Origin of the sequence: Pseudomonas sp. R15(2017), assembly GCF_002112685.1 — a bacterium.
Lineage (GTDB): Bacteria > Pseudomonadota > Gammaproteobacteria > Pseudomonadales > Pseudomonadaceae > Aquipseudomonas > Aquipseudomonas glycinae.
Map to the genome: position 1 here is coordinate 614,263 of NZ_NEII01000002.1, position 12,658 is coordinate 626,920.

Annotated in this window: 9 protein-coding genes; 1 reads left to right on the forward strand and 8 read right to left on the reverse strand. The window is 61.9% G+C overall.

Features of this window, described 5'->3' with window-relative positions; all coding sequences use genetic code 11:
* Window positions 1–9: 9 nt before the first annotated feature.
* Window positions 10–672: an amino acid ABC transporter permease gene (locus tag CAF77_RS06275; RefSeq protein ID WP_007960243.1), complete on the reverse strand. Its 663-nt coding sequence runs from the start codon at window positions 670–672 to the stop codon at window positions 10–12.
* A 51-nt stretch (window positions 673–723) separates the two neighbouring features.
* Complete coding sequence (locus CAF77_RS06280; RefSeq protein WP_064381340.1) at window positions 724–1,572, reverse strand: transporter substrate-binding domain-containing protein; 849 nt, start codon at window positions 1,570–1,572, stop codon at window positions 724–726.
* 341 nt (window positions 1,573–1,913) lie between these two features.
* Here CAF77_RS06280 and CAF77_RS06285 point away from each other — a divergent pair, with 341 nt between their 5' ends.
* Window positions 1,914–2,342, forward strand: a complete 429-nt coding sequence (locus CAF77_RS06285; RefSeq protein ID WP_064381338.1) for a co-chaperone YbbN — start codon at window positions 1,914–1,916, stop codon at window positions 2,340–2,342.
* Window positions 2,343–2,350: 8 nt separating this feature from the next.
* Here the strand turns inward: CAF77_RS06285 and CAF77_RS06290 are convergent, their stop codons facing one another.
* The 6 genes from CAF77_RS06290 to cobW all read right to left on the reverse strand — a co-directional run bounded on the left by CAF77_RS06290 (window position 2,351) and on the right by cobW (window position 12,574).
* Complete coding sequence (locus tag CAF77_RS06290; protein ID WP_064381336.1) at window positions 2,351–3,907, reverse strand: TerC family protein; 1,557 nt, start codon at window positions 3,905–3,907, stop codon at window positions 2,351–2,353.
* Between the two features lie 334 nt (window positions 3,908–4,241).
* Window positions 4,242–5,888 carry a phospholipase D-like domain-containing protein gene (locus CAF77_RS06295; protein ID WP_064381334.1) on the reverse strand — a complete coding sequence of 549 codons (1,647 nt, stop codon included), beginning with the start codon at window positions 5,886–5,888 and terminating at the stop codon, window positions 4,242–4,244.
* Between the two features lie 40 nt (window positions 5,889–5,928).
* Window positions 5,929–6,492, reverse strand: coding sequence for a VWA domain-containing protein (locus CAF77_RS06300; RefSeq protein WP_084776954.1), 564 nt, complete (start codon window positions 6,490–6,492; stop codon window positions 5,929–5,931).
* A gap of 101 nt (window positions 6,493–6,593) precedes the next feature.
* A complete protein-coding gene (locus CAF77_RS06305; RefSeq protein ID WP_064381331.1) occupies window positions 6,594–7,607 on the reverse strand; it encodes an ATP-binding protein in 1,014 nt (337 codons plus the stop codon).
* A gap of 8 nt (window positions 7,608–7,615) precedes the next feature.
* A complete protein-coding gene (gene cobN, locus CAF77_RS06310) occupies window positions 7,616–11,497 on the reverse strand; it encodes a cobaltochelatase subunit CobN (protein WP_064381328.1) in 3,882 nt (1,293 codons plus the stop codon).
* Between the two features lie 3 nt (window positions 11,498–11,500).
* Window positions 11,501–12,574 (reverse strand): cobalamin biosynthesis protein CobW, encoded by a 1,074-nt coding sequence (gene cobW / locus CAF77_RS06315; protein ID WP_064381326.1) that lies wholly within the window; start codon window positions 12,572–12,574, stop codon window positions 11,501–11,503.
* Window positions 12,575–12,658 lie beyond the last annotated feature (84 nt).

Genomic DNA, 12,658 nt, shown 5'->3' on the forward strand with positions numbered 1-12,658 from the left:
CGCAGCCTCCTATCGGCGGATCGCCAGACGCTGCTCGAGGTAACGCAGCAGCATGGCAATGAGGTAACAGGCCGCGACATACAACGCCGTGGTCACCAGCCAGGTTTCGATCACCCGGTAGCTTTCGACGTTGATCTTGCGCGCGTAATAGGTCAGCTCCGGCACCGCGATCGCGGCGGCCAGCGAGGTGTCCTTGAACAGCGAAATGAAGTTGTTCGACAGCGCCGGCAGCACGTTGCGCAGCATCACCGGCACGGTGACATACGCCTTCACCTGCCACTCGCCCAGACCAATCGCCAGCCCCGCTTCGCGCTGGCCCTTGGGGATGCTCAACAAGCCGCCGCGGAACACTTCGGTCAGGTACGCCCCGGCATACAGCGACAGGGTGATGATGAACGACGGGATCTTGTCCAGCCGGATCCCCAGGCTCGGCAACGCAAAGTAGATCAACAGAATCAACACCAGAATCGGCGTGTTACGGATCACCGTCACATACACCGATGCCAGCACCCGCAAGGCGCGATGCCTGGACAGCAAGGCAAACGCCATCAGCAGGCCGATCACGCAGCCGATGGCGATCGACACCAGCGCCAGTTCGAGGCCCAGACCGAGCCCCGCCAGCAAGGTGTCGAAATCGCGCCACACGGCAGCAAAGTTCAACTGATAGTTCATGGTCGGCAGTACCTTGAGCGGGGCGCATCAGGGCGCCCCACTCTCACGGGATCATTTGAATTCGACAGGAAAACCGATGGCAGGCGATGGCAGATCCACGCCGAACCATTGCTTGAACGACGCGGCATAAGTCGGGAACTCGACGCCGGTCATGGCTTCATGCAGGGCGGTGTTGACGAAGTTCAGCCAGTCCTGATCGCCGCGTTTGACGGCGCAGGCGTAGGTCTGCGGGCTCCAGGCATAAGTCGGGCTACGGTAGCGACCAGGGTTCTGCACCATCAGGTATTTGACCGAAGACTGGTCAGTGGCGGCAGCATCGGCGCGGCCGGAGTTCACCGCCTGGTACATCAGATCGACGCTGTCGTACTGATCGACCTTGGCCTTGGGCAGCGCCTGATGCACCAGTTCTTCGGCGTACACGTTCTGCAGCACGGCTACGGTCACGCCGTCACCACCGGCCTGCAGGTCTTCGATTTCCTTGTACTTGCTGTTGTTCGGCAGCAGCAGGCCGACGCCTTCGCGGTAGTACGGCAGAGTGAACGCCACTTGCTGCGCACGGCTGGCGGTGACAGTGATGAACTGGCAGCTCATGTCGACCTTGTCGGTCAGCAGGTTGGGAATCCGCGCATCGGACGACTGCACCACGAACTCGACCTTGCTCGGATCATTGAACAGACCTTTGGCCACCATCCGGGCGATGTCGATATCAAAGCCCTGCAACTTGCCGTCCGCGCCCTGGAAGTGCCACGGCGCATTGGTGCTGCCGGTGCCCACAATCAGTTTTCCACGGGCCAGGACGCTGTCGAGCTTGCTGTCGGCCGCCTGGGCCATACCCATGACAGCGGACGAAGCCGCGAGAACAAAAACACACGCATTGAACAAGGAAGGTCGGCGATGCATGGCAAGCACTCCAGAGGATTGTTTATTCCGCTATACCGGAACACGGTTTGTTACTACGGAATAGACAGCAGAAAGTGTGCCACAGGATTCATGGGGAATCTGCAAAGGATTGAATTTTGTTTTGAATCAAAGGGATGGAAGAAACCTGCGAAACGCTGCAACCAACATTGATTAATCACTTCGCTACTTTGCGCCACACAGGGCGGGTATCCAGGCCACATCCTGGTGCGCGATGCACGATTGGGCGCGGGCTGCACCTGTCAACTCTGACAGTTGCGGCAACGGCCGCGCGCGCCCTAACGTCGTACCATCCAGCACATCGAATAAAGGAGGCTCCAACGATGACACCGACTCGATATTCAGCGTTGCCCCCGACGTATCGGAAGGTCTTGAAAGCCAGGCGCCTTGTCGTCCTGTATTTTTTCAACAAACGCTGCGGGGCCTGCGAATTTTCCGGCCCGGTCTTTCTTGAGATCGCCAAGCCCTTTCGGCCCTGGATGGATATCTTCATGCTCGATACCGCACAGTCGTGTCGACATCCGGATGTCAAGGGCACACCGACCGTGTTGTTCTACAAGGAAGGCGTTCTGGTCAAAAAACTGAAAGGCATCGGTTCGGAAGAATCCCTCCTGCAAGACTTCACCCAATTCCTCGGCAAAACCCGTCACCCCGCTGTACCGCGCAAATCGGCCCATGACCTGAACTGGCTGCGTGACACTCTCCGCACCCTTTGCACCCTCCACCGCGCAAAACGGTGGAACCTTTCATGAAAGTGCCGTCACGCCTCACGCACCAGCAACACCCGCGTCACGCGACGCTCTTCCACCGCCATCACGGTCATGCCCCAGCCTTCATGCTGCAGACGATCGCCCTTCATCGGCAGGCGATCCAGCAGACTCATCACCAGCCCGGCCAGAGTCTGATAATCCTCGGTCGGTTCGGCGCGAAAACCGGTGTGTTCGCGGATACGGGTCAGGTTCAACGCACCGTTGACGATAAACCCGCCCTGCTCCTCGACCACGTCGGGGCCAGCGATTTCGCTGGCGTCCGGCAGTTCGCCGGCAATCGACTCGAGAATATCGGTCATGGTCAACACGCCAACAAAGTCGCCGAACTCGTTCACCACAAAGGCAATGTGGGTCGAGGCCGCACGCATTTGTTCCAGTGCGTTGAGGATCGAATAACTGTCCAGCAGATTGACGGTCTTGCGCGCCAAGTGTTCAAGGTTCGGCTCGTTGCCGGCCAGATACTCCTTGAGCAATTCCTTCTTGTGCACGAAGCCCAATGGCTCATCCACTGCGCCGTTACGAATCAACGGCAAGCGCGAGTAGGACGAATGCATCAACCGTGTACGAATAGCCTCGGCGTCGTCGGCCAGATCAATGTGATCGACATCGGCGCGCACCGTCATCAAGGCACGAATCGGTCGCTCGGCCAATTGCAGCACGCCGCTGATCATCACCCGCTCGCGACGGTCGAACAGCTCCGTGCTCGGCGCTTCACCGTTGTCCAGCAAGTCGGAGATTTCCTCGCCGACTTCTTCCACCGCCAGTTTGCGACCACCCAACAGACGCATCACCGCGTGAGCCGTGCGCTCACGCATCGGTCGCAAGCCCTGCATCGAGCGCTTGCGACGAGCGCGGGCGATCTGGTTGAAGATCTCGATGAGGATCGAGAAACCAATGGCCGCGTACAGATAACCTTTCGGGATGTGGAAGCCCAGGCCTTCGGCCGTCAGGGCAAAACCGATCATCATCAGGAAGCCCAGACACAGCATGATCACCGTCGGGTGGGCATTGACGAAGCGGGTCAGCGGCTTGCTGGCAACGATCATCACACCAATGGACACGACCACCGCGATCATCATCACCGCCAGTTCATCGACCATGCCCACGGCGGTAATCACTGCGTCCAGGGAGAACACCGCGTCAAGCACGACGATCTGCGCCACGATCGGCCAGAACAGCGCATAAGCGGTGTTGGTCGAACGTTCGCCGACATGGCCTTCCAGCCGTTCGTGCAACTCCATGGTCGCCTTGAACAACAGGAACACACCACCAAACAGCATGATCAGGTCACGGCCGGAGAAGCTCTTGCCGAACACCTCGAACAACGGTGCCGTGAGGGTGACCAGCCAGGAAATACTCGCCAGCAGGCCAAGACGCATGATCAGCGCCAGGCTCAAGCCGATGATCCGCGCGCGGTCGCGCTGATGCGGCGGCAGTTTGTCCGCCAGGATCGCAATGAACACCAGGTTGTCGATACCCAGTACCAGTTCCAGCACGATCAGTGTCAACAAGCCCAGCCATGCCGTGGGATCGGCTAACCATTCCATAATCTGTCTCTATCTCTCGTCGGTGAATTCAGGCTGCCGGACACGGCAAAGTGCGGCGCGAAAGCTCGAAGGCTGCGCCAACAACGATAGTCGGTAGTCGGAAGACCGGATGTTGCGAGTGCGTCAAGACCGCGCCGTGGCGCGAGGGGAACGGGGTTCCTGGAATAGAACTGGGAGGCTCCGAGAGGGTGTTCATGCAAATCCTGAATGAAAAAAGGCCTTGAAGCGTACAGGCTCAGATGACTTTTCCTACAGCTGGAAATCATTTCAAAATCTGTACGCCGCCAGCTTATCGCCGTCCCTGTCAGCATCGGCAACCAACGGATGTTAAGGGCTAACGCCCGGCAAACCTGAGGCGAGACAACCGGCGCAGGTCGCCCTCGACGTAGTAATCGTTGGTCCAGCTGTCATCCGCCGCCAACGGCTGCACCTGCTTCAACGCCAGTTTTTTCGCGAAGTAGCGGAAACGGTAGTGCTCGTAGAACCGCAGCAGCTCCAGGCCATAGCGGTCCGCCAGATCGGTGTCGCCGCGAATGATCAGGTAGTTCTCGTCATTGCCGGTGCTGGCAGAGGTGCTGAGGTTGTGGCTGCCGCTGATGATCGTCGGGCTGTCGCTGGTGAAGTCGGAGACCACCGCTTTGGTGTGCACCAGCAAGTTGCCCTTCTGGCCTTTCATGTTCTCCCGCAGCCAGCCTTCCAGCCCGGTGTTGAGCAATGCGGTGGCGGCGAATTCGGCGGTTCGGTCGGCGTGAAACCCGGTGATGCGGCTGACTGTGTTTTGCAGGCCGTAACGCAGGATGTCGTCGTGGGGCTGGCCGAGCAATGCGTTGAGAATCGCGTCCGGCAAGGCGAATGCGGTGACGAACAGCAGGTCTTTTTTCGCCCCCTCGATGATATCGACGAACTCCCGCAGATCGGCGCCGCCGGTGCGCGGCGAAAACCCGGCGAACAAGGGTTGCGCCGGGCTCATCGGGTTGTGTTGGGTGATCCAGTCGCGGGTGGCGCCGACGTCCGCCGGCTCGGCCCAGATCTGCTCGAAGGTTTTCAGGTAACTCGCGCTGACCGCCGAATCGTCCAGCACATGCACCACGTTGGCCTGGCGGTACACGCCGTTGGCGGTGAAGTTGGTGCTGCCGCACAGCACCGCTTGCGGCTGACGTTCGCCGCCTGCGTCGAGGCGGCTGAGGACGATGAATTTGTTATGGAAAATATTGTGGGTGACCCGCCCGCGCTTGCTGCTCGCCGGCAGTTTCACAAGGCTCGCTTCGTTGATCGTTGTGTCTTCGTCGTCGGGCCGGGCGTGATACAGCACACGCACCTGAACACCTCGTTCGAACGCCGCGTTCACCGTGTCGATGATGGCTTGCAACTGATATTCGTAGATCGCGATGTCCAGCGCCCACTGCCCGTCCACCGCACGCTCGATAAACCCTTGCAGGCGCCCGAGCAGACCGTTCTCCAGCCACTGACGCGCCGCATCGGGCCAGGCTTCGATGGGCATGTTTTTGTTGGCGCTGATCTGTGCGTCGAGATCGGGAAATTTGCGCTGAAACGCCTGACTGGCGGCCACGGCGCGGTTGAAGATTACGCCCTGATTGGCGGGATGACCGTCGTCGGAGCAGATTGTCAGTTCCAGGGCTTCACCCAGTTGCGGCGCATCCGGCTTACCATACGCCAGGTGCACGCGGTAGTGAATCGTCATGCCCGGATTGACCGCGTAATCGGCCCAGCGGAATTTCTGTAGCGGCGCCTTATCGCTCGGCGTGGCGTGGAGCTGCGGGAAGGTATGGGCCCTGCCGGGAAAGGTCAGGCTGTTGAACAGGAACAGCCACGGTTTGTCGCCCTGCTGCTTTTCGATGGCAAACCCCAGCAAGCCTTTGCGGCGGGGTTCGGCGAGGTCCATGGCGAGCAGCACGCCGTTGGTGCCGGCGTAGGCCTTGACGCGAAAATCGTCCTGCGGATTGGCGACCAGTACGCGCATGATTCACTCCTTGTGATTGGGCCTCAGTGCAGCATAGCCCTCAGACCGACATCAACTCGTCGATATGCCGGTAATCGGCGCCCAGTGCTGTCGCCAATTGTTTCGCGCGACCCAGCCGAATCGGTCCGCGCTCGATATCGATCAACAGGCCCGGACACGCCAGCGCTGGCAGCTGCGGACAGTCTTTCAAACGACCATCGGTGATCACCAGCAACCGTTGTTGTTCGGCGGGAAAACGCTTTCGCCGCACCGTCAGCCAATGCCCGGCTTCCGTCAGCGCCGCCACCAGTGGCGTGCCGCCTCCCGCGCCCAATCCATCGAGCCACGCGCGCAACCCGCTGGAAGCCTTCAGCCCTTGCACCTGCCATTTCGGCGCCGCGCCGCTCGCGGTCAACAACGCAAGACACGCGCGCTGCCGATAAGCGTCGTCGAACAGTTGCGCAAGCACGCCCTTGGCATCGCTCAGTGCCTGATGGCGACGGGTCGAGGCCGAGGCGTCGACGATCACCAGCCACAGTTCATGGGGCGTGCGGGTGCGCAGTTGAAACAGCAAATCCGCTCTGGTTTTCGGGCGACCGTTGAGCAAGGTTCCCGGCCAGTTCACCGAGCCGCTGCGAGCCGCGTGACGCTTGCCCTGGCGACCGTTATCGAGGCGTCCGGCGCGGGGTCTGGCATTCGCCCCCGCGTCGGATCGGGGGCGAATGCCTAAGGCTTTTTTTGTAGGTGTGGCGGCCAGACAGGTACTTCGCGGCGTGCGCCGGTAGCGAGGGCCGGAGCCGGCATTTCTCCCCACTGGCCCTGCCCTTCGCTCGGTTCGGCGTGAGTGCCGGACGGCGATTGCGCCGGTGGCTGTGCGGGGGATGAAGACTGCTCGCGACGACGATGACGCAATGCAAACTCAGCCACGGCATCAATGTCTTGCTCGGCGATGGTTTCAGCCCCGCGCCACGCCGCATGAGCCCGCGCGGCACGCAGCCAGACCAGATCGGCGCGCAAACCGTCGACGCCCGCCGCGAAGCAGCGCTCGGTGATCTGTGCCAGCGCCGCATCATCCAGCGGGATGCCCGGTAAAACCTTGCGGGCGTTCTCGCAGCGCTCGCGCAGAGCTTGCTGCTCAGCCTCCCACTGCGCACAGAACGCCTGCGGATCGCTGTCGAAATCCAGCCGACGACGAATGATCTGCCCCCGCTCGGCCGGCGCCGTATGACCGCTCAGCGCGACGTTAAGGCCGAAACGATCCAGCAATTGCGGACGCAATTCCCCCTCTTCCGGGTTCATCGTGCCGATCAATACGAACTTCGCTGAATGCCGATGGGAAATGCCATCGCGCTCGATCAGGTTAGTGCCGCTGGCGGCCACATCGAGCAGAAGGTCCACCAGATGATCCGGCAACAGATTGACTTCATCGACGTACAACACGCCGCCGTCCGCCTTCGCCAGCACACCCGGAGAAAACTGCGCACGACCGTCGCTCAACGCCGCGTCCAGATCCAGCGTGCCGACCAATCGCTCTTCAGTAGCACCCAACGGCAAGGTAACGAACTGACCACTGGCCAACAGATCCGCCAGACCCCGGGCCAGCGTCGACTTGGCCATGCCGCGCGGGCCTTCGATCAGCACGCCGCCGATTTTCGGGTCGATGGCCGTCAGGTACAGCGCCAGTTTCAGATCATCGGCGCCGACCACGGCGGAGAGCGGGAAATGCGGGGTGTCGGTCATGTTCAGTCTCAGCTCTCTTCTTCTATGTCCAGAAGCAGGTTTTCCAGGGCCTCTTTGTAGGCGCCCGGTTCCTGCCACATTCCGCGCTGCTGCGCTTCGAGCATGCGTTCGGTCATGTCGCGCAGTGCGTGGGGATTATGCTCGCGCACGAACTCGCGGGTCGCCGGGTCCAGCAGATACGCATCGGCCAGCAATGCGTATTGGTGATCGTCGATCAGTTGCGTGGTGGCGTCGAAGGCAAACAGATTGTCGACCGTCGCCGCCAGTTCGAACGCGCCTTTATAGCCGTGGCGCTTGACCCCGTCGATCCATTTCGGATTCGCCGCCCGGGAGCGGATGACCCGGTTCAGCTCTTCCTTCAAGGTGCGGATCTTCGGCAGATCCGGCTGACTGTGATCGCCGTGATAACTGGCCGCCGCCTCGCCACGCAAGCTTTCCACGGCAGCAAGCATGCCGCCCTGGAACTGGTAATAGTCGTTGGAATCGAGCAGGTCATGCTCGCGGTTGTCCTGGTTTTGCAGCACGGCCTGCACCTGGCTCAGGCGCTGAACGAATTGCTCGCGGGCGGCGGTGCCCTCATCGGAACCGCCGTAAGCGTAGGCGCCCCAGTTCAGGTAGACCTCGGCCAGATCCTCGCGGGTTTGCCACAGACGATCGTCGATTGCGCCCTGCACGCCCGCGCCATAAGCGCCGGGTTTGGCACCGAAGATCCGCCAGCCGGCCTGACGCCGGGCAGCATCCTCATCCAGCCCTGACTGGCGCAGCGCTTCGCGTTCGGCGCGCACTTTGGCGGCCAGTGGGTTGAGGTCGTCCGGCTCGTCCAGTTCGGCCACGGCTTGCACGGCAGCGTCGAACAGGCGGATCAGGTTGGCGAACGCATCGCGGAAAAATCCGGAGACCCGCAGCGTTACATCGACCCGAGGCCGGTCGAGCAGGCTCAACGGCAGAATTTCGAAATCGTCGACTCGCTGACTGCCGGTGGCCCAGACCGGACGCACGCCCATCAACGCCATGGCCTGAGCGATGTCATCGCCGCCGGTACGCATGGTCGCGGTGCCCCACACAGAGAGACCGAGTTGGCGCAGGTGATCGCCGTGGTCCTGCAGGTGTCGCTCGAGGATCAGGGTCGCCGACTGGAAACCAATGCGCCATGCCGTGGTGGTCGGCAGGTTGCGCACGTCCACCGAATAGAAGTTGCGCCCGGTAGGTAGCACGTCGAGGCGACCGCGACTTGGCGCACCACTTGGGCCAGCGGGGACGAATCGGCCGCTCAACGCGTCGAGCAATCCGCGCATTTCGGCCGGGCCGCAGGCGTCGAGGCGTGGGGCGATCACTTCGCGCAGATGAGCAAGAATGGCACTCACCTCAGACCAGTGAGGACCCTGTGGGAGCGGGCTTGTCCCCGGGCGGCGATCCGACGAAGGCGTCGCGTCAGTCAATACCTCTTTCACTGACATACCGCTTTCGCGGGCAAGCCCGCTCCCACAGGTACTGTGCAAGGCTTGACTTGGGTTGAGTGCCTGCTCAATCAGCTGGGTGGCGAACAGTTCAAGACGTTCACGGGTATCCCCCGCCGTGCGCCAGACTTCATTGCTCAGCGATTGCAGTTCCATTGGGCGCAGGCCAGTCCAGGGATCAGCAAGCGCACAATCGAGCGGATCAAACCCCAGCTGAAACGCCTTGGCCAGCGCCCGCAACAGACTCGACTGTGCCCCTTTGCCATCGCCACGGGGAATCCGCAGCAACGCCAGCAATGTGTCGATGCGCAGACGCCCGGTCGGCGACTCTCCAAAGATATGCAGGCCATCGCGGATCTGCGATTCCTTCAAGTCACACAAATAAGTGTCCAGACGCGGCAGCCAGATCGCCGCATCGGCGTCGCTGTCGAGGGCGGCATCCAGCTGCAATTCGCGATCAATCTGCGTGTCACGCACCAGTTGCAGAATGTCGCGCTGCAACTCACGGGCACGACGCGGATCGAGCAACTGAGCTTCGTAATACTCGTCGGCCAACAGTTCCAGATTGCGCAACGGGCCGTAGGTTTCGGCGCGGGTCAGCGGCGGCATCAAGTGGTCGATGATCACCGCTTGGGTGCGACGTTTGGCCTGGGCGCCCTCGCCCGGATCGTTGACGATAAACGGATAGATGTTCGGCAGCGGCCCGAGCAATGCGTCGGGCCAGCAGTTCTCCGACAGGCCCACACCTTTGCCGGGCAGCCATTCAAGGTTGCCGTGCTTGCCGACGTGGATCACGCCATGAGCGCCGTAGGTCTGGCGCAGCCAGAAATAGAACGCGAGGTACGCGTGCGGCGGCACCAGATCCGGGTCGTGATACACCGCGCTCGGATCGACCTGATAACCCCGCGCCGGCTGAATGCCGACGAAGGTCAGGCCGAAACGCAGACCAGCGATCATCATTCGCCCGTCACGGCACATCGGATCGTTTTGCGGCGAACCCCAACGTTCCAGCACCGCCGCGCGATTGGCTTCTGGCAGCGCATTGAACATCGTCAGGTAATCGTCCATCGTCAGGCTTTGCTGGCACGGGCGCTGATCGAGGGTGTCGAGGTTATTGCTGACGCCGCCGAGCAATTGCTGGATCAGCTCGGTGCCGCTTTCCGGCAGTTCGGCCGGCAACGGATAACCTTCAGCCTGCAACGCTCGCAGGATATTCAGCGCGGCGGCCGGCGTGTCGAGGCCGACGCCGTTGCCGATGCGCCCGTCCCGGGTCGGGTAGTTGGCGAGGATCAGGGCGATGCGCTTTTCAGCGTTCGGCACCCGCGCCAGATCGACCCAGCGTCGCGCCAGTTCAGCCACAAAATCCATGCGTTCGGGCTGGGCCCGATAACACACCACGTCGGACTGACTGCGCTCGCTGCGCCAGGCCAGGTCCTTGAAGCTGATCGGTCGGCTGATGATCCGCCCGTCCAGCTCCGGCAACGCGATGTGCATCGCCAGATCCCGCGGACCGAGGCCCTGCTCGCTGTCGCGCCAACCGGGCTCGTTGTCCTGGGCGCAGATCGCCTGGATCACCGGAATGTTGCGACGAAACGGCCGCAAATGCGGCGCTTCCGGGCTGGACTGGGCGAAACCGGTGGTGTTCAGAATCACCGATGCCTCCACCTCATCCAGCCAGTCCTCGACCACCGACAGGCAGCCGGGCTCTTTCAAACTGGCCACGGCAATCGGCAGCGGATTGAGTCCGGCTGCCTGAAGCCGTTGGCAGAACACGTCGATAAACGCCGTGTTCGCCGCTTGCAAATGCGAGCGATAAAACAACACCGCCGACACCGGTTGACCGGGCAGCCAATCGGCTTGCCAGTCACTCAGTGCGGCGGTGTTTTTGTTCGGGTGATAAATCGCCGTGCGCGGCAGCGTTTGCGGCTCGCCCCACACGTAATCCCGCGCCAGCCAGCGATTGGCCAGGCAGTGGAAAAAGTCCAGCGCATTGCCAAGACCACCCTGGCGCAGGAACTGCCAGAGACGGTCGCGATCCTCGGCGCCCACGGTGCTCAGGTCGCTGAGCTCCGGGTCGGGACGGTCATCGCCCGGCACCAGAATCACCTGCACGCCACGCTCGGACAACTCGACCAGCCGCTCGACGCCATAACGCCAATAAGCGATGCCGCCATGCAGCGAAATCAGAATGACCTTGGCGTGGCGCAGCACTTCATCGACGTACAGGTCGACCGACGCATGGTTCTGCACCTGCATCGGGTTGGCCAGCCGCACGCTCGGGTAATCGTCGGGCAGTTGCTGCGCGGCTTCGGCGAGCAGCGCGAGGCTGGAATCGCCGCTGCACAGGATCACCAGCTCGGCAGGGGTTTGTCCAAGGTCGGCAATGTTGTCGTCCGACACGAAACCGCCGGGCTGGGTCCTGAGCAGGTGCATGGCTTAAACGCTGAGCGCGGCGCGCAGTTGCGCTTCGAGCTGGGCTGCGTCCAGCTCCTGACCGATCAACACCAGACGCGTCACGCGCACCTCATCGGCGCCCCACTGACGGTCGAAGTGCTTGTCGAAACGTGTACCCACGCCCTGGATCAGCAGACGCATCGGCTTGTTAGGGATCGCTGCGAAACCTTTGACGCGCAGGATGCCGTGTTGAACCACCAGTTGCGTCAGCGCGTCGAGCAGCAGGCTTTCGTCGGCTTGCGGCAGTTCGATGGAAATCGAATCGAAGGCGTCGTGATCGTGGTCATCGTGATCGTCATCGCCTTCACCGTGGTGGTGATCGTGATGGCTGTGGCGGCTGTCGATGTGTTCTTCGGAACCGGCACCGAGGCCGATCAGCACGTCCAGCGGCAGGCGACCGTTGCTGGCTTCGATGATTTTCACTGCGGGCGGCAGCTCTTCGGCGACTTCCAGACGGACGCGCGCGAGGTCTTCAGGGCTGGTCTGGTCGGCCTTGTTGAGGATCACCAGATCGGCGCTGGCCAGTTGGTCAGCGAACAGTTCGTGCAGCGGAGATTCGTGATCCAGGTTCGGATCGAGCTTGCGCTGGGCATCAACCTGATCCGGGAACGCGGCGAAGGTGCCGGCGGCCACGGCCGGGCTGTCGACCACAGTAATCACTGCGTCAACGGTGCACGCACTGCGGATTTCCGGCCACTGGAAGGCTTGCACCAGCGGTTTTGGCAGGGCCAGACCCGAGGTTTCGATCAGGATGTGGTCGAGGTCGCCGCGACGGGCCACCAGTTCGCGCATCACCGGGAAGAACTCTTCCTGAACCGTGCAGCACAGGCAGCCGTTGGCCAGTTCGTAGACGCGGCCGGTGGCTTCTTCTTCGGTGCAGCCGATGGTGCATTGCTTGAGGATTTCACCGTCGATGCCCAACTCGCCAAACTCGTTGACGATCACCGCGATACGGCGGCCCTGGGCGTTGTCGAGCATGTGCCGCAGCAAGGTGGTTTTGCCCGAGCCGAGGAAGCCGGTGACGATGGTGACGGGGAGTTTGGCCAGTGTTTTCATCGGATGCCCTTTGGCAAGGTGGCGGGCATACGGGACGAGACCGGCAACGCGGGTGCGTGCCTGGAGAGTTCGCCACCGGATCAC